Origin of the sequence: Nonomuraea sp. NPDC059194, assembly GCF_042754765.1 — a bacterium.
In the GTDB taxonomy this organism is placed as follows: Bacteria; Actinomycetota; Actinomycetes; order Streptosporangiales; family Streptosporangiaceae; genus Nonomuraea.
Window position 1 is genome coordinate 184,040 of record NZ_JBHZBH010000004.1, and the last position, 16,417, is coordinate 200,456.

Here is a 16,417-nt window from a genome sequence, read left to right on the forward strand (position 1 = left end):
TCCTCAAGCCTCCTGGCTAGTGCACTGGTCTGACCAGTAGGCTACGCACACTGCCAGCCGAGGACTTTTCGGTCAAGAGGGGGCTCGATGGACGGACCTCGGTTCCAGCCGGTGCGAACCGTGCGGGCCTACGAGCGCATCGTCGAGCAGGTCGAGCAGGCCGTCGAGAGCGGCGAGCTACGGCCGGGCGAGCGGTTGCCGAGCGAGCGGGACCTGATGGTGCAGTTCTCGGTGAGCCGGTCGACCGTGCGCGAGGCGCTGCGGGTGCTGCAGGCGCGCGGCCTGGTCAGCTCGCGGCCGGGCGACCCGAACGGCGCGCAGGTGTTGCCGTTCAGCCCCGCGGCGCTGCACAAGTCGATGACCACCCTGGCCAGGGTGGAGGAGCTGTCACTGGCCGAGCTGGTGCAGTTCAGGATGGTGCTGGAGGGCGCGGCCTACCTGCTGGCCGCCCGGCTGCACACCCCCGAGCAGCTGGCGGAGATGGACGACGCGATCGCGCGCATGCGGGCCGCCGACGGCTACGAGTCGTTCGGCGCGGCCGACGTCGACTTCCACGACGCGGTGGCGCGGGCAAGCGGCAACAAGCTCATCCAGATCTGCAGCGACGTGGTCCGCTCGATCGTGCTCAACCTCATCGCCGACAAGATCAGGGCTCCCGAGCAGCGGCGGCGCAGCATCGCCCACCACGAGGAGGCGCTGTCGGCCGTCCGCGCGGGCGACGGCCCGCTGGCCGCGCGCCTGGCCCGTCAGGCGCTGAGCGACTTCTACTCCCCCTACCTGCCGGAGGGGGCGCTCGACGAGCTGCTGGAGTAGACGGGCAGCCTGACCTGGAAGAGCGCGCCGCCGCCGGGCGGCGAGGCGGCGCTGATCGTGCCGCCGTGCGCGTCGGTCAGCGCGGCGGCGATGGACAGGCCGAGTCCGGTGCCGCCCGAGTCGAGCCCTCTGGCGGGGTCGGCGCGGTAGAAGCGCTCGAAGACCCTGTCGAGGGCGTCGCCCGGCAGGCCCGGTCCCTCGTCGGCGACCTCCACCACGGCCTGCCCTCCCACCACCCCGACCCGCACGCTGAACGGCGTGCCCTCGGGTGTGTGCCTGAGCGCGTTGCCCACCAGGTTGCCGACGACCTGGGCGAGCCTCGCCTCGTCGCCCAGCACGCTCACCTCGCCCTCCGCGTCGTCCAGGCGCTCGAAGCGGATGTTCCTGCCGGGTGCGAGGGTCCTGGCGTCGATCACCACGCCCGCAGCCAGGCTGAGCAGGTCGACGGGCCGGCGGTCGAGCGGGCGGCGCTGGTCGAGGCGGGCCAGCAGCAGCAGGTCGTCGACCAGCAGGCTCATGTGGCCCGCCCGGTTCTCGATCCTGTCCATCAGCCAGGTGGCCCGGTCCAGGTCGGGCCCGCCCTGGCGGAACAGCTCGGCGAACCCCCTGATCGAGGTCAGCGGGGTGCGCAGCTCGTGCGAGGCGTCGGCGACGAACCTGCGCATCAGCTCCGCCGACCGGCTCGCGGCCTCGGCCGCCGCCTCCCTGTCCCTGACGGCCCGCTCGATCTGCGCGAGCATCCCGTTGAGCGCGTGGCCCAGCCTGCCCACCTCGGTACGGCGAGGCCGCTGCGGCACGCGCCTGGACAGGTCGCCCTCGGCGATCGCGGCCGCCGTGCGTTCGATCTCGCCCAGGGGGCGCATGCTGCGCCGTACGAGCCAGTAGCAGGCCAGGCCCAGCACGACCAGCACGCCGCCGCCGACGCCCGCCACGATCACCACCAGGCGGGAGACGGTGCGGTCGATGTCGCCGAGGCTGATGGCGATCACCCGGGTGGTCTCCCTGGGACCCGGCACCGCGACGGCCCGCCACTCGGGTCCGTCGCGATCGGCCGAACCCAGGTTGAAGGGCCGTCCCGCTCTTTCGATCACATCCACGCGGGTGATCCGCGGGATGGCGGGCCGGTCGACGTCGACGGACTCGGCGAAGATCCTGACCATCGCGCCCTGCTGGTCGAGCAGCACCATGTGGAACAGCCCCGGCAGGCGCAGCGGCCGCCCCTCCATCGGCCGCGGGGGCACGTCGGGGGACGGGAGGGGCCGGGCGGCGGCCGCCAGCTGCTGGTCCACCCGCTCGACGAGATAGCCGCGCAGCAGCCGTACGGCGAAGCCCCCCGTCAGCGTGATCGCCAGCGTGACCAGGAGCAGGGTCGCGGAGACCAGCCGCAACCAGAGCGGGAGCGCCTTCATCGGCGGGCTTTCACTGCCGTGGCGCGCGCAGGACGTAGCCGACCCCGCGCAGGGTGTGCAGCAGCCGGGGGTCGCCCCTGTCGAGCTTGCGCCGCAGGTAGGAGACGTAGGATTCGACGACTCCGGTGTCGCCGTCGTAGTCGTGCGACCAGACGTTGTCGAGGATCTGCGTCTTCGACACCACCCTGCCCGCGTTGACCATGAAGTAGTGCAGCAGCTTGAACTCCGTAGGCGACAGCGACACCGGCACCCCCGCCTTGCGCACCTGGTGGGCCACCTCGTCCAGCTCCAGGTCGCCGACCTCCATTCTGGACGGCGCCGCCTCCCCTCCCCTGGTACGGCGCAGCACCGCCCTGATCCTGGCCAGCACCTCGTCCAGGCTGAACGGCTTGGTGACGTAGTCGTCGCCGACCCGCAGCCCCGCCACCTTGTCGTCATGGGCGTCGCGGGCGGTCAGGAACAGTACGGGCACCCGCCTGCCGCCCGCCCGCAGCCGGTCGGCGATCGCGAAGCCGTCCAGGTCGGGCAGCATGACGTCGAGGATCACCAGGTCGGGCCGTTCCTCCTCGGCCAGGCGCAGCGCCTGCCCGCCGTCGGCGGCGGCCCGCACCTCGAACCCGGCCAGACGCAGGCTCGCCGACAGCAGCTCCCTGATGTTGGGCTCGTCGTCGACGACGAGCAGCCGCGCCTCCTGAGCCCTATCCCCTGGCACCGAATCCGCCTCCCTGGCTGATGGAAGTGGCCGCCATCTCGCCGTTGCCGCCCTTCTCGCCCTGGACGACCACGGTGGAGCCGCTCTTCAGGTCGGACAGCGCACCCCGCTCGGTGACCTGGACCGTAGTCTCGCCCGTCGTCGTCACGACGACGGTGGAGCCGTCCATGGTCTTCACCCTGATCCGGTCCTTCTCGACCTTCTCGACGGTGCCGACGGTCGCGTCGCCCTGGCCGGGACCGCGGATCGCGCCCCCCGGCCGCTGGCCCTGCGGTCCCGGCCCGGCGCTCGGCCCCCCGCTCGGCTGCGCCCCACCGTATCCCATGCGGGTGCCGAACTCCCCGGCGGCCGTGGCGCCGCCGAGCGCCTTCTGCGCCTGGATGCCGATCAGCACCCCCGCCACCAGCACCAGCGCCGCGACCAGGCCCAGCGTGAGCTTGGGCGTCCCGCGGCGCGGCCGGAACTCCTCCTCGAACGACGACACGACCTTCTCCTCACTCATGGCGCAGCGCCTGGATGGGACGCAGCTTGGCGGCCCTGTTGGCCGGATAGCTGCCGAAGAACAGCCCGATCCCGATCGAGACGCCCAGGGCGAGCGCGACCGAGGAGGGCACCAGCACGGGTTCGATGCCCGCGATCGTGAAACGGGTGCCGAGGAAGGCGATCAGCACTCCTGACAGCCCGCCGACCAGGCTCAGCAGCGTGGCCTCCATCAGGAATTGGCCCAGGATGGCGCTCCTCGGCGCGCCGATGGCCTTGCGGATGCCGATCTCGCGGGTCCGCTCGGTGACTGTGACCAGCATGATGTTGGTGATGCCGATGCCGCCGACCAGCAGCGAGATCGCCGCCACCGCGCCGAGCAGGACGGTGAAGGTGCCCGTCGCGGCGCTGACGGTCTCCTGCAGCGCGGCCTGGTTCAGGATGCGGTAGTCGGGGTCGGCGCCGACGCCGTGACGCTGGTTGAGCAGGGCCGTCACCTCCGCCTGCGCGGACTCGGTGGCGGTCGCGCCCGCGGCCTGCACCACGATCGAGCCGAGCGAGCCGAACCCCGTCAGGCTCTGCTGGACGGCCGGCAGCGGCGCGATCGCGAGGTCGTCAGCGTCCTGCATGCCGCTGGAGCCCGACTCCTTGAGCACGCCCACCACGGTGAACGGCACGCCGGAGACGCTCAGCTGCCTGCCGATCGGGTTCACCTGGCCGAACAGTTCCTCGGCGACCGTCCGGCCGATCACCATCACCTTCCTGGCGGCGCGGACGTCGTCGTTGACGAAGTACGTGCCTGAGGCGACCTGCTTGTTCATCGCCTCGAAGTAGCTGGGATAGGTGCCGACCAGTTGCCCGACCGCGTGGCTCGCGCCCTCGTGGACGGCGGTGGCCGCGTTGGCGTTCACCACGGGCGAGACGCTCTTCACCGAGGGCAGTTCGGTGAGCGCCTTGGCGTCCTGCAGGGTGAGCGGCCTGGCCTGCGTCCTCGGCCCCGACCCCTGACCGCCGCCCGGCCCCGCCCCCGAGAACGACGGGGAGATCGTGAGGGTGTTGGAGCCGAGGCGCTGGATGTTGCGCTGGATGCTCTGTGACGAGCCCTCGCCGACGGCGACCAGGAGGATCACCGCGGCGACGCCGATGAGGATGCCGAGCGTGGTCAGCGCGCTGCGCAACTTGTTGGCCGCGAGGCCGCGCACCGCGAAGCGGAGGATCTCCAGCTGGTTCACCTGGCCCGCACCTCGCTCGCGGGCTGCTGGTCGTGCTCTCCGCCCGCTCCCCCCGGCGGTCCCGATCCGCTTTCCGGGAGCGGGGCGGAGGCGGCCGGCCGCGGCGGCGGCCCTTCGACCGGCGCCTGGCGGCGGTCCTCGACGATGTCGCCGTCGACGAGCCTGATGATCCTCTTGGCGTGCGCGGCCACGTCGTCCTCGTGGGTGATGATGACGATGGTCCTGCCCGACTCGCTGAGCCGGTCCATGATGCCCAGCACGTCGCGCGTGGACATGGTGTCGAGGTTGCCCGTCGGCTCGTCGGCCAGCAGCAGGGCGGGCGCGGTGACCAGCGCCCTGGCGACCGCCACGCGCTGCTGCTGGCCGCCCGACAGCTGGTTCGGGTCGTGGTGGACGCGGTCGGCCAGGCCCACCTTGTCGAGGGCGTCGAGCGCGCGGGCGCGGCGCTCGGCGGTGGCGACGCCGCCGTAGGTGAGCGGCAGCTCGACGTTGGCCAGCGCGCTCATGCGCGGGATGAGGTTGAACGACTGGAACACGAACCCGATCTTGCGGTTGCGCAGGACGGCGAGCTGGTGCTCGTCCAGGGAGCCGACGTTGGCGCCGTCGATGAGGTAGCGGCCCTCGCTCGGCACGTCGAGGCAGCCGAGGATGTTCATGAGCGTGGACTTGCCCGAGCCCGAGGCGCCCATGATGGCCACGTAGTCGCCGTGCTCGACGTCGAGGCTGACCCCGCGCAGCGCGCGGACCTGTGCGTCGCCCTCGCCGTACGTCTTGACCAGGTTCTCCACTCTGATGACCGGCGCGCTCACCTGCCACCCCCAGGACCGCCGCCGGGGCCGCCGATCATGCCGCCGCCGGGGAACCTGCCCAGCTGCTGGGTGCCGCCGGTGCCGGTGGCGGCAGGCGGGACGAGCCTGTCGCCCTCCGCCACGCCCGACTTGATCTCGGTCGTGGCCGTGCCCTTCACCCCGATCTCGACCGGGGTGCGCACCTGCCGGCCGTCCTTCACGAGGGTGACCGTGCTCTGCCCGCCCGCCGTGGTCACGGTGATGGAGGGGACGGTCACCACGTCCTCCGCGCGGTCAGTGACGACCTGGACGGTGGCGGTCTGGCCGAGGCGCACCTCGTCGGGCACCTTGGTGAAGGAGATCGTCACCGGATACTGCACGACGTTCTCACTGGTGGCGGCGACCGGCTCGATCTGGGTGATCTTTCCTGTCGCGGTGACGCCCGACAGGGCGTCGAAGGTGATCGCCGCCGGTTGGCCGACCTTCAGCCTGGTGACGTCCGCCTCGGTGAAGGAGCCGACGAGCTTCAGCTTCTTGGCGTCGGCCACCTCGATGAAGCCCGAGGACGCCTCCTCGCCCTGACCCGTCCCTGCCGCGGCGGAGGAGCCGCCGACGGTGCCGTTCACCGCGATGACGGTGCCCGCGAAGGGCGCCCTCAGCACGGTGCCCGCGACCTCGCGCCTGGCGGCCCTGTAGGCGTTGCGCGCCTTGACGTAGGAGGCGTAGAGCGCGGCGGTGGAAGTGCCGTCGGCGGCGGCGGCCTCGTAGGCGGCGCGCGCCGAGTCCAGGCTCTCCTGGGCGGCGTCGTCGTCCAGCCTGGCCAGGATGTCGCCCTTGGACACCGCGTCCCCGGCCTTGACGTAGATCTTCTCCACGGTGCCGGCGGAGGCGAAGGTGAGCGAGCGGGACCGCGCGCTCTCCACGGCGCCGGAGGCCGAGACGGAGGCCTCCACCGTGCCTCTCGCCGCGGTGACAGTACGCACGACGGCGTCGGCCGAGGACCCGCCCGCTCCCAGCGCGGAGTAGGCAAGCCCGGCCCCGCCCAGCAACGCGACCGCGAGGATCCCGTTCGTTATCAGGCTCCTGCGCCTGGTCGACAGCTTCACAGGCGGTGACCCTGGCACACCAGCCTTGGCTCCACCCTCACGAAGCCTGGGCGTTTGCTGAACGCCGCCGCGCGGCCTCAGGTCGCACAGGCAACCTCCAGCTTCCCGACAGCCTCCTCCGAATCGGGACCGCCAGGATGGGCGCCCATGAGACCGAGTCATATTCGCCGGGGCGCCCTCGCCGTGGCCGCGACGGCACTGGTGGGCGCGGGGGTGCTGGTGGTCGCCCTGGGCGACGACCCCACACCCCTGTCCACGGTACGGCTGGCGGCCGCCCAGCGCGGCACGGTCACGGCGTCGGTCTCCGCGGCGGGGAACACGAGGGACGGATCGCGCCGCGACCTGGCCTTCGGCGCCTCGGGGAAGGTCCAGGGGCTGAAGGTGAAGGTCGGCGACAGGGTGCGCAAGGGCCGGCTGCTGGCGTGGGTCGACGCGACGGCGGCCAGGGAGGCGTACACGGCGGCGAAGGCGGACGTGGCCGCCGCGCAGGACGCCCTCGACTCGGCCGGGTCGTGCTCCGCGCAGACGGGCGGTGCGGGCGCCGGGATCACGCTCACCGCCTTCACCCCCGCGACTGCGCTGCTCACCCCCTCTCCCGATCCCGGCTCGCCCGATCCCGGCTCACCCGACCCCGGCGAGCCCGAGGAGCCGGTGCCGACGGTGACGGTCACGGTGACCGCGCCCGCCCCCACCGTGACGGTGACGGTGACCGCGACCCCGCCGAGCCAGACCTCAGACCCTCGGCCGAACGGCAGGCCGAGCACGGCCCCCAGGGCCAGCTCAGGCCCCGGCGGCCAGGACAAGGCCGACTGCGGGATGAGCGAGGAGCAGGCCGAGTCCGCCCTCGCCAAGGCCCAGGCCGCCGAAGAGCGGGCCGCCGACGCCGTCAGGAGCACGAGGATCGTCGCTCCGGCCTCGGGCACGGTGCTGTCCGTCGCGGGAGCGCGGGGCGACAGCACCGGCACCGGCACCTTCATCAGCCTCGGCGACCTGGACGAGCTGCAGGTCCAGGCCATGTTCACCGAGTCCGACGTCAACAGCCTCGCCCTCGGCCAGAAGGCCCGCGTCACGCTGGCCACGCGCCAGGGTGAACGGCACAGCGGCACCGTCACCCACATCGCCCCGACCGCCACGGCCTCCGGCCGGCTCGTCCGCTACGCCGTGACCGTCACCTTCGACGACCCGCCCGCCGACCTCCTTGTGGGCCAGACCGCGACCGTCACGGTCACGACGGGCGAGGCCGACGACGCGCTCTATGTTCCCGCCCAGGCCGTCAGGACCAGGGCGGACGGCAGCGCGACGGTCACGGTGAAGACCGCCTCGGGGCAGAAGGAGCAGCCGGTCACGACCGGCGTGCGCGGTGACCAGTACGTGCAGATCGAGGCGGGCCTGAGTGACGACGACCAGGTGGTGCTGGGCTCGAGCGGCACGGGCGAGTTCCCTGACGGGAGCTGGCCCGAAAGCTGACAGCGGCGTTCAGCCGGCTGCCAGGCTTTCCCAGGGTAACCGCGTTGTCATCTGGGGCGGGCATGCTGGCGACGTGAGAATCGACGTGCGGGGCCGGATGGACCGGCTCGCCCTCATGGCGCCCTCGATCGCCCAGTGCGCCCTGGCCGCGGCGCTCGCCTGGCTGGTGGCCAAGGACGTGCTCGGCCACCCCCGCCCGTTCTTCGCGCCGATCGCCGTGGTGATCTGCATCGGCGTCGGGCTCGGCGCGCGGCTGCGCAGGGTGGCCGAGCTGGTGGTCGGGGTCGGCCTCGGCGTCGGCGTGGGCGACCTGCTGGTGTCCCAGATCGGCTCGGGCCCGTGGCAGATCGCGCTCGTCGTCGCGCTGGCCATGGTTGTGGCCGTGCTGCTGGACAGCGGGTCGCTGATCGTGACGCAGGCGGCCTCCTCCGCCGTGCTCGTCGCCACCCTGCTGCCGCCCTCGGGCACCGGCGGCCTGGACCGGATGGTCGACGCCCTGCTCGGCGGGGTGCTCGGCATCGCGGCCGTGGCGTTGATGCCCGCGAGCACCACCGGCATCGCCCACCGGCACGCCGCCGCGGCACTGGAGGCGCTGGCCGCGGCGCTCCACGACACGGCCGAGGCCGTCGAGAAGTCGGACCCGGAGCTGGCCGCCGCGGCGCTGGAGGAGGCGCGCGGCACCCAGAAGACGATCGAGCAGTTCGCCGAGGCCCTGCAGACGAGCAGGGAGATCATCACGATCTCCCCGCTGCTGCGCGGGCGGCGGCGGGAGCTGCTGCTGAGGTACGAGACCGCGGCCACTCCCGTCGACCACGCCCTGCGCAACGCCCGCGTCCTGGCCCGCCGCGCGCTGGTCGCCCTCGACCAGGGCGCGCCCGTCCCATCATGGCTGCCGGGGGCACTACGCGACCTGTCGGCCGCCGTCGTGCTGCTGCGCGACGAGTTGCCCTCCCGTCACGAGCCCGAGAGGGCGCGCGCCGCGATCCTCGCGGTGGCTGCGGCGCAGGCGGGCGTCGGGGAGGGGTTCGCGGCGGGCGTGCTGGTCGCGCAGCTGCGGTCGATCACCGTCGATCTGCTCCAGGCGACCGGCGTCAGCCGCGAGGACGCCGTCGCCGCGCTGCCCCCGCTCGCCGACTGAGCGCGAGGACCGGGGGCGGGCGACCTGGCCCCTCGATTCTTCTACGATCGCGGGTAGCATGAGCCGCATGGTGCGCGCCCTCGGTGATCTCGAAGCCACGATCATGGACAGGATGTGGTCCTACCACCGCCCCGCCTCGGTGCGTGACGTGCTCGAAGACCTGCGCCGCGAGCGGGAGATCGCCTACACCACCGTCATGACGGTCATGGACAAGCTGCACAAGAAGGGTCTGCTGCGCCGCCAGCCGGTCGGCAAGGCCTACGTGTACGAGACGGTCACCAGCAAGGAGGCCTACACCGCCGGCCTGATGCGCGAGACCCTGGCCAGCAGCGGCAACCAGGCCGCCACGCTCGTCCACTTCCTGGAGCGGCTGACCCCCGAGGAGTCCGCCGCGCTGGAGTCGGCGCTGCAGGTGTACCCGCCCAAGGGCCGCCAGGCATGACGGACGCCGTCGTCCTGACCTGCTACGCGGTCGCCGTCTCCGTGCTGCTGCCCGGTCCGCTGAGCAGGTCGGGGTGGTCCGACCGGGCGCCGCGGCTGGCGATCGCCATGTGGCTGGCGGCCTGCGCGTCGGTCGCCGGTTCCGCGCTGCTGGCGCTGGTGGCGGCCACGGTTCCGGCCGACGCGATCGGGCATGGCCTGGCCGAGCTGTTCGAGCTCTGCACGACGATGCTGGCCGAGGGCCCTGGCACGGCCGGGTGGGCGGCGCTGGTCGCGCTGACCGTGGGCGCGCTGGTCGTGGGCAGGGTGTCGGCCTGTCTGGCGGTGGTGCTGGCCCGCGCAGGCAGGCAGCGCCGCCGCCATGCCGAGGGGCTGGCCGTGCTTGGCCGTCCCGACCCCGAGCTCGGCGCGGTCGTCGTCGAGCACGCCGAGCCGCTCGTCTACTGCCTGCCCGGCCGGACGGCCACGACCGTGATCACCACCGCCGCGCTCCGATCGCTGAACGCCGAGCAGCTCGCGGCCGTGCTCGCCCACGAGCGGGCCCACCTGCGCGGCAGGCATCATCTCGTGCTGGCCGCGGGCGAGGCGTTCGCGCGGGCGTTCCCGTTCGTGCCGCTGTTCGCCGCGGCGAGGTCGGAGGTGGCCCGCCTGGTCGAGCTGCGTGCCGACGACGTGGCCGCCAGCCGCCACCCCAGGGTGCAGATCGCGGCGGCGCTGGTCGGCCTGGCCACGGGGCGGGTGCCGGCGTTCGTGATGGGCGCGGGCGGGCAGAGCGCGCTGGCCAGGGTGCGCCGGATGCTGCGCCCGGCCGCGCCGCTGGCGCGCCGCGAGCGGGTGGCGTGGCTGGCCGCCGTCGCCCTGCTGCCGGGCGGCCCGGCTGCCGTGGCCGCAGTGCCCGGTTTGGCGGCTTTTGTCGCCCATCACTGTCATTCGCTCACCCTGCCATGAACTACGATTCCTCGTCGTAGCTCCGCATCGACGAAGGATCCCCATGCATGACGTGTTCGCCAGGCTCGACGCCTTCGGCGAGCGTTACCGGCTCGAACACGGCCTGCCCCCCGGCGATGACTGGATCGACTGCTCGCGGCTGCTCGATCCCGGCTCCCCCGAGCTGACCCGCGTCCTCGACGCCGAACGGCACGCCAGCGGCCAGGTGAGCGACCACGCCACGGCGCTGACCGTGATCGCCGTCTACGCGGGCCGCGTCACCACCGCCGCGCTGCTGGCCTGGGCGCTGGAGGGCGTCCTGATCGACGTGCGGCCCTCGAATGTGGCCATCCGGCTTTCCGAGCATCACGGGTTCGAGGCGGTCGGGCTGCGCGAGCCGTACGCCGTCGAGGGTTCGGTGGAGACCCTGGTCTCCTGGGTGCTGGAGGAGCACCTGCTGCCGCTGGCGGGCGCCCTGCGCGTGCGCACGCGGGCCGGGTTGCGGCAGTTGCACGGCGGTGTCGCGCACGGCTGCGCGGCGGCGTTCGGTGCGGCGAGCCTGCGTGGAGGCGACGTGGACGTGCTGGAGGCGGCCTACCACCGCTTCATGGCCGCGGCGGGCGGCGGGCTCGACCGGCTCGGCACGCTCGTGCGGATCAGGGAGGGCGCCCGGGAAGGGCTGTTCTACCTGCGCAACACCTGCTGCCTCTACTACACCTCGGCCGAGAAGGTCCTGTGCGCCAGTTGCTGCCTGGACAGCGAAGCGGATCGCCTCGCGCGCTACCGGTCGGTGCTGGGGCAGGCGTAGATGTTCTGGTGGATTCTGGCGATCGCGGCGTCCGCGGGGGTCTTCGTGCCAGGCGAGGCGTCCAGCTTCGGGTGTTTCGTGATGGTGGACACCACCCCCTTCCAGCCGTGGGCGTGGACGGTCTCGGGAGCGCTGGCGTTTCTGCTTCCCTTCGCGCTGGCGGGCCTGGCGATCGCGGCCAGGCTGAAGCGGCGCCCCGCGATGGCGCGCGTGGGCGCGTGGGCGGCACCGGTCCGCTGTGGTTCACCCTCGCGTACGGCGCCGCCACCGCCCTCCTGATCAGGTGGAGCAGCACGCGACGCCATCGTGAGGCCACACCCCGCTTGCCATGATGTCATTCTGACGCCATAGTGATGCCGTGCCCGAGACGTTCGACACCCCAGAGCCGATCACCGCGACGATCTCCGCCGGCACGGGCCGGTTGCGGATCAACGCGAGCGACCGCGCCGACACCGTCGTCACGATCCGCCCGGCCGACGAGTCCGACGAGGCCGACGTGAAGGCCGCCCGCCAGACCACGGTGGAGCACACACGCGGCCGGCTACTGGTGAAGGCGCCGCGGAACAGGGCCCTGTCGTTGTTCAGCCACGCCGGGTCGGTCGAGGTGACGATCGACCTGCCGGCGGGCTCGCGCGTCGAGGCCACGACGGCGGGCGAGATCCGCGGCAGGGGCCGGCTCGGCGACTGCTCCCTCGAGACCGCCTCGGGCGGCATCACCCTCGACGAGACGGGCAAGCTGCGGCTGAGCACGGCCGACGGCGACATCAGGGTGGCCGGCTCGAGCGGCCACACCGACGTCACCACCGCCAACGGCGGCATCGACCTGCGGCGGGTCGACGGCACCGCGGTGATCAAGACCTCCAGCGGCGACATCGGCCTCGGCGAGGTGACCGGCGACCTGCGGCTCAACACCGCCTACGGCGCCATCACCGTCGAGCGCGCGCTGGCGGGCGTCCACGCCAGGACGGCCTACGGCGACATCCGCGTCGAGCAGGCCGTGCGCGGCTCGCTCGACCTGGAGACCGGTCACGGCCAGGTGGAGGTCGGCATCGGGCAGGGCACGGCGGCCTGGCTCGACGTGCGCACGCCGTACGGGACGGTGCACAACCTCATGGCGGCCGCGACCGGGCCCGCAGAGTCCGACGAGACCGTCGAGGTGCACGCCAGGACGTACTACGGCGACATCGTGATCCGCCGCGCCTGAGAAATCAGCGGACGGCCGACGGCGAGGTGGCGTCGGCGACCAGCAGGCGGGGCGCGCCCGTGCCGTCGGCGGGCACCGCCCACACGTCCCGTCCCTTGGCGTACATCACGCTCGTGCCGTCCAGCCACGCCGCCTGGTCGTCGACGTTCGCGCTCTCGGCGAGCGGGGTCTCGGCCATCGTGGCCAGGTCGAGCGCGTGCAGCCGCCATGCTCCCCCCGGCATCCGCTTCTTGAACACCAGCCGCCTGCCGTCCGGCGACAGCGAGGGACATTCGGCGTTCTCGCGCAGCACGCGCGCCTGCCACTTGCCGTAGTCGCCCTGCACCAGGTAGGTCTTGCCGCGGGTGGAGACGGTGGCGTAGAAGCGGTTGTCGTCGGGAGCGAAACTGACACCCCAGTAGTTGACGTCGGCGGAGTGGTAGCGGCGCCCGTCCTTGATCAGCGGGATCTGCTCCATGTTGGTGATCGCGTAACCGGTGCGGTTGTCGAGGATGCCGGTCCAGGTGGAAAAGCCGCTCTTGTTGTAGGAGTCGCCGGTGACGAAAACCGTCCAGGAGATCATCCGCCCGCTCGCCGACACCCTGGCGCGGCTCGGGATGCCGGCGATGTGCAGCCGCCTGGTCTCCTTCATCGTCCGGTCCACGATGACGGCGTAGGTCTTGGCGACGTCGGTGACCAGGCAGACGCCCGTCCCCGCGGCGGTGGCGAAGCGTTCGCATCGGGTACGGCTGCCGCGCACCAGGCCGGTGCCGGCGTCCCTGACCACGATCTGGCCCGGTTTCGCCAGGTCGAAGGCGGCCGCGCCCGCGCCCTCGTCCACCCTGGCGGCGCGCACGGTGTAGAAGAGCGCGCCGCCGCCGAGCACCAGCATCGTCAGGACCAGGATGAGTGTCCTTCTCATCGGACCACCTTCCAGAACGCCAGGCAGGCCAGGATTCCCGCGCCCATCACGACCAGCCCCGGCACCGGTCCTGCGAACGTCCATGCCGCGCCGTACATGATCGAGGAGAGCATGCGGGCGACGGCCTGGCCGGTCTGCAGCACCGCCAGCCCGCTGGCGCGCAGGTGGCCGGGCAGCAGCGGGCCCGCCGCGGCCATCAGCACGCCGTCGGTGGCGGCGTAGAAGAGCCCGAACACCCCCAGGACCAGCCAGTACGGCGCGCCGCCTGCGAGCAGCGCGTAGACGCCGACGAGCGCGAGGTGGCCGAGCAGGAAGACCGGCACCCTGCCCCACCTGTCGGCCAGCCTGCCCATGGGCACGGCCAGCAGCAGGTAGACGGCGGCGGTGCCGAGCGGCAGCAGCGGGAAGTGCTCGGGCGCGATGCCCGTCCCCTTCTGCAACAGCAGGTAGACGAAGGGGTCGCTGACGGTCACCAGGCCGAGCGCGGCGGCCATCACGCAGATCCGGCGGAAAGGCCGCTGCCGCAGCATCTCAAGGGCGGGCCGCAGGTCGAAACCCTGCCGCGAGGGGGTGAGTGTCGTCAGGGGCTGCTCCCTGACGTAGAGGGCCAGCAGCACGACGCCGAGCACGGCGACCGCGAAGCTGACCACGAACACCGCGTCGTAGGCGCCGCTCGCGCCGAGCACCGCGAAGGCGGCCAGCGGTCCGAGGAACGCGCCGACCGTGTCCATCGCCCGGTGCACGCCGAAGGCCTGCCCCTGCGTCTCGGGTGTGGCGCTCAGCGAGATCAGCGCGTCGCGGGGCGCGGTCCGCAGGCCCTTGCCCGTCCTGTCGGCCGCCACCACCGCGCCGAGCAGGCCCACCGAGCTTCCCGCGGCCAACAGGCCGAGCTTGCACACCGCCGAAAGTCCGTAGCCGATGCCCGCGACGAGCTTGCGCCGCCGCCAGTGGTCGGCCGCGTGACCGGCGGCCAGCCGTACCAGCGCGGTCACCCCGAAGTAGAGGCCGTCCAGCAGGCCGTAGGCCAGCGGGCTGAGCCCCAGCACGAGTACCGCGTAGTACGGCAGCACCGCGGTCACCATCTCGGAGGAGATGTCGGTGACCAGGCTGACCACGCCCAGCGCCAGCACGTTGGCGGGCACGGCCGTGGTCAGCCTTCGATAGCGGAATCCGGAGATGTACACGCGGTCAGTGGCAGGTGTAGGTGGGGCTGGTGTCCTTGACCTGCCCGTCGACGCCGATCAGCTGCGTGGAGAAGGTGCTGTCGCCCAGCGTCAGCTTCACCACGCCGAACGTCCCCGACAGCCGCTTCTGGCTGTTGGGCTGCACGTTCTCGATGTTGTACGGCGGGGCGCCGCCCATCCCGCCGAGGATCTCGACCATGCCGTTCGGGTCGGCCTGCGCGTTCGGGTTCTGCGGTCCGAACCGCTCGTAGTGGTGGTCGTGGCCGTTGAGGACCAGGTCGGCCCGCTTGTCGTAGAGGATCTGCCACACCGGCTTGCTGACGGGGTCGTTGCCGTGCTCGCCCGAGCTGAACAGCGGGTGGTGCCAGTAGGCGGCCACGCACCGCTTGTTCGTCGCGGCCAGGTCGGCCTTCAGCCAGTTGATCTGCGCGCTCTGGTCGAAGAGGTTGGAGTCGAGCGCGACGAAGTGCCAGTTGCCGTGGTCGAAGCTGTAGTAGCTCTTGCCGTTGGGGAAGGCGATCGACCCGAAGTACGACTTGTAGCCGGCCTCGAACCCGGCGGGGTCGTAGCTCTCGTGGTTGCCGGGGGTCGGGCGGGTCTTGTTCTTGAACGCGCCCCACGTCTTGTCGTAGTAGGCGGTGAAGTCCTGCAGCCGGGCGTCGTCGTACTGGTTGTCGCCCATCGTGATGACGAACTCGGGGTTCATCGACTTCACCAGGTTGGCGGTCTTGGGGTGGACGCACGAGGAGGAGCTCGCCTTGCACTGTTCGGCGATGTCTCCGGCGGCGGCCACCACGAACGTCTGCCCGCCGGAGGAGGAGCCCACCGTGAGCTTGTCGAGGTTCGGGCCGCCGTTGGGGCCCGTGGCGGTGGCGCGAACGGTGTTGGCCCCGGCGTTGAGCGTGGCCGTGATCGCGAGGTCGGCCCAGGTGGCCCAGGCGCCGGTGCCGGGGAAGTCGCGGTTGACGGTCGTCCCGTTGACGGCGATGGCCAGCGGGCGGGCGGTGGTGGTGCCGTTGGCGTACCGGAAGGTCAGGGTGGCCGGACCGGCGGTGGCGGCCTGGACGGTCCATTCGACGTAGCCGCCCACCGTGTTGACGTAGTCGACGAAGCCGCTGCCGGTGTATCCGGCGTGGTTGCTCGCGACGGAGGCCTGGGAGAGCGTGGCGTCCTCGGCCTGGTGGTCGGGGCCGCCGGGGGTGCCGCCCTCGCCGTACACCTGCATCTCGTGCAGGGAGTAGCCGTAGGAGGTGCCTCTGGCGGTGCCGTACATGCGGACGAAGCGGGCGGTGCCCGTCACCGCGAGGTCGTCGGTGCCGCCGTCGCCGCTGGTGGTGGAGTGGACGGTGGTCCAGGTGACGCCGTCGGGGGAGGTCTGGATCTGGTACGACCTGGCGTAGGCGGCCTCCCAGGTCAGCACGACGCGGGAGACGGGGGCCGCCGTGCCGAGGTCGACCTGGATCCACTCGGGGTCGTGGCCCTCCACGGAGGCCCATCGGGTGGAGGTGAGGTCGCCGTCGAAGGCTTCGGCGGGGCCCAGGGAGGCGTCCTCGACGGAGGAGGCGGTCGCCGGTCGGCCCTGGGACAGGAGGGTTTCGGCTGCGGTGGCGGTGGCGGAGGAAGGGGCGACGAGCAGCCCGGTCAGGAGGAGGAGGGGTAACAGCAGCGCACGCGACATGGGGGCTCCAAGGCATGGTGCAACGACTCACGATGCGGCAGGGACAGAAGGAGAACTGAGCGCGTCACGTCGTCGTCGTCGACGCCGCGCCAAGCCGCTTAGCCGCATCTTGGCAACCTGTTCATGGGC

General features: G+C 72.3%; 17 protein-coding genes. 8 read left to right on the plus strand and 9 right to left on the minus strand.

Annotated features, from left to right (window positions below; translation table 11 throughout):
- The first annotated feature begins 87 nt into the window (after window positions 1-87).
- Window positions 88-813: a FadR/GntR family transcriptional regulator gene (locus ACFXJ8_RS08090; protein ID WP_379643105.1), complete on the plus strand. Its 726-nt coding sequence runs from the start codon at window positions 88-90 to the stop codon at window positions 811-813.
- Here the strand turns inward: ACFXJ8_RS08090 and ACFXJ8_RS08095 are convergent.
- The 6 genes from ACFXJ8_RS08095 to ACFXJ8_RS08120 are packed head-to-tail and all read right to left on the minus strand — an operon-like array spanning window position 774 to window position 6,540.
- Window positions 774-2,222 carry an ATP-binding protein gene (locus tag ACFXJ8_RS08095; RefSeq protein ID WP_379643106.1) on the minus strand — a complete coding sequence of 483 codons (1,449 nt, stop codon included), beginning with the start codon at window positions 2,220-2,222 and terminating at the stop codon, window positions 774-776. The genes ACFXJ8_RS08090 and ACFXJ8_RS08095 overlap by 40 nt on opposite strands.
- A 10-nt stretch (window positions 2,223-2,232) precedes the next feature.
- Window positions 2,233-2,934: a response regulator transcription factor gene (locus ACFXJ8_RS08100; RefSeq protein ID WP_379643107.1), complete on the minus strand. Its 702-nt coding sequence runs from the start codon at window positions 2,932-2,934 to the stop codon at window positions 2,233-2,235.
- Complete coding sequence (locus ACFXJ8_RS08105) at window positions 2,921-3,436, minus strand: hypothetical protein (RefSeq protein ID WP_379643108.1); 516 nt, start codon at window positions 3,434-3,436, stop codon at window positions 2,921-2,923. Before ACFXJ8_RS08105 ends, ACFXJ8_RS08100 begins: the two co-directional genes overlap by 14 nt.
- Entirely contained in the window at window positions 3,429-4,646 is a 1,218-nt protein-coding gene (locus tag ACFXJ8_RS08110) for an ABC transporter permease (RefSeq protein ID WP_379643109.1), read from the minus strand. The genes ACFXJ8_RS08105 and ACFXJ8_RS08110 overlap by 8 nt, the downstream gene beginning before the upstream one ends.
- The gene (locus ACFXJ8_RS08115; RefSeq protein WP_379643110.1) at window positions 4,643-5,455 is read right to left on the minus strand and encodes an ABC transporter ATP-binding protein; all 813 of its coding nucleotides are present in this window, start codon (window positions 5,453-5,455) and stop codon (window positions 4,643-4,645) included. The genes ACFXJ8_RS08110 and ACFXJ8_RS08115 overlap by 4 nt, the downstream gene beginning before the upstream one ends.
- Window positions 5,452-6,540 (minus strand): efflux RND transporter periplasmic adaptor subunit, encoded by a 1,089-nt coding sequence (locus ACFXJ8_RS08120; protein ID WP_379643111.1) that lies wholly within the window; start codon window positions 6,538-6,540, stop codon window positions 5,452-5,454. The genes ACFXJ8_RS08115 and ACFXJ8_RS08120 overlap by 4 nt, the downstream gene beginning before the upstream one ends.
- 147 nt (window positions 6,541-6,687) lie before the next feature.
- Here ACFXJ8_RS08120 and ACFXJ8_RS08125 point away from each other — a divergent pair, with 147 nt between their 5' ends.
- The 7 genes from ACFXJ8_RS08125 (at window position 6,688) to ACFXJ8_RS08155 (ending at window position 12,525) form a co-directional block, all read left to right on the plus strand.
- Entirely contained in the window at window positions 6,688-8,007 is a 1,320-nt protein-coding gene (locus ACFXJ8_RS08125; RefSeq protein WP_379643112.1) for an efflux RND transporter periplasmic adaptor subunit, read from the plus strand.
- Window positions 8,008-8,080: 73 nt separating this feature from the next.
- Window positions 8,081-9,145 (plus strand): FUSC family protein, encoded by a 1,065-nt coding sequence (locus tag ACFXJ8_RS08130; protein ID WP_379643113.1) that lies wholly within the window; start codon window positions 8,081-8,083, stop codon window positions 9,143-9,145.
- A 58-nt stretch (window positions 9,146-9,203) separates the two neighbouring features.
- Complete coding sequence (locus ACFXJ8_RS08135; protein ID WP_379643114.1) at window positions 9,204-9,587, plus strand: BlaI/MecI/CopY family transcriptional regulator; 384 nt, start codon at window positions 9,204-9,206, stop codon at window positions 9,585-9,587.
- The gene (locus tag ACFXJ8_RS08140; RefSeq protein ID WP_379643115.1) at window positions 9,584-10,534 is read left to right on the plus strand and encodes a M56 family metallopeptidase; all 951 of its coding nucleotides are present in this window, start codon (window positions 9,584-9,586) and stop codon (window positions 10,532-10,534) included. Before ACFXJ8_RS08135 ends, ACFXJ8_RS08140 begins: the two co-directional genes overlap by 4 nt.
- Before the next feature lie 43 nt (window positions 10,535-10,577).
- A complete protein-coding gene (locus tag ACFXJ8_RS08145) occupies window positions 10,578-11,321 on the plus strand; it encodes a (2Fe-2S)-binding protein (protein ID WP_379643116.1) in 744 nt (247 codons plus the stop codon).
- Complete coding sequence (locus ACFXJ8_RS08150; RefSeq protein ID WP_379643117.1) at window positions 11,322-11,600, plus strand: hypothetical protein; 279 nt, start codon at window positions 11,322-11,324, stop codon at window positions 11,598-11,600.
- 79 nt (window positions 11,601-11,679) lie between these two features.
- Window positions 11,680-12,525 carry a DUF4097 domain-containing protein gene (locus tag ACFXJ8_RS08155; protein WP_379643118.1) on the plus strand — a complete coding sequence of 282 codons (846 nt, stop codon included), beginning with the start codon at window positions 11,680-11,682 and terminating at the stop codon, window positions 12,523-12,525.
- A 4-nt stretch (window positions 12,526-12,529) separates the two neighbouring features.
- Here ACFXJ8_RS08155 and ACFXJ8_RS08160 read toward each other — a convergent pair whose 3' ends face one another.
- From ACFXJ8_RS08160 to ACFXJ8_RS08170, 3 genes are read right to left on the minus strand one after another with little or no spacing between them, the layout of a single operon-like run.
- On the minus strand, window positions 12,530-13,426 hold the full coding sequence (locus ACFXJ8_RS08160; RefSeq protein ID WP_379643119.1) for a TolB family protein: 897 nt from the start codon (window positions 13,424-13,426) through the stop codon (window positions 12,530-12,532).
- Window positions 13,423-14,610 carry an MFS transporter gene (locus tag ACFXJ8_RS08165; protein ID WP_379643120.1) on the minus strand — a complete coding sequence of 396 codons (1,188 nt, stop codon included), beginning with the start codon at window positions 14,608-14,610 and terminating at the stop codon, window positions 13,423-13,425. Before ACFXJ8_RS08165 ends, ACFXJ8_RS08160 begins: the two co-directional genes overlap by 4 nt.
- A 4-nt stretch (window positions 14,611-14,614) precedes the next feature.
- Entirely contained in the window at window positions 14,615-16,288 is a 1,674-nt protein-coding gene (locus ACFXJ8_RS08170) for a discoidin domain-containing protein (protein ID WP_379643121.1), read from the minus strand.
- Between the last annotated feature and the right edge of the window lie 129 nt (window positions 16,289-16,417).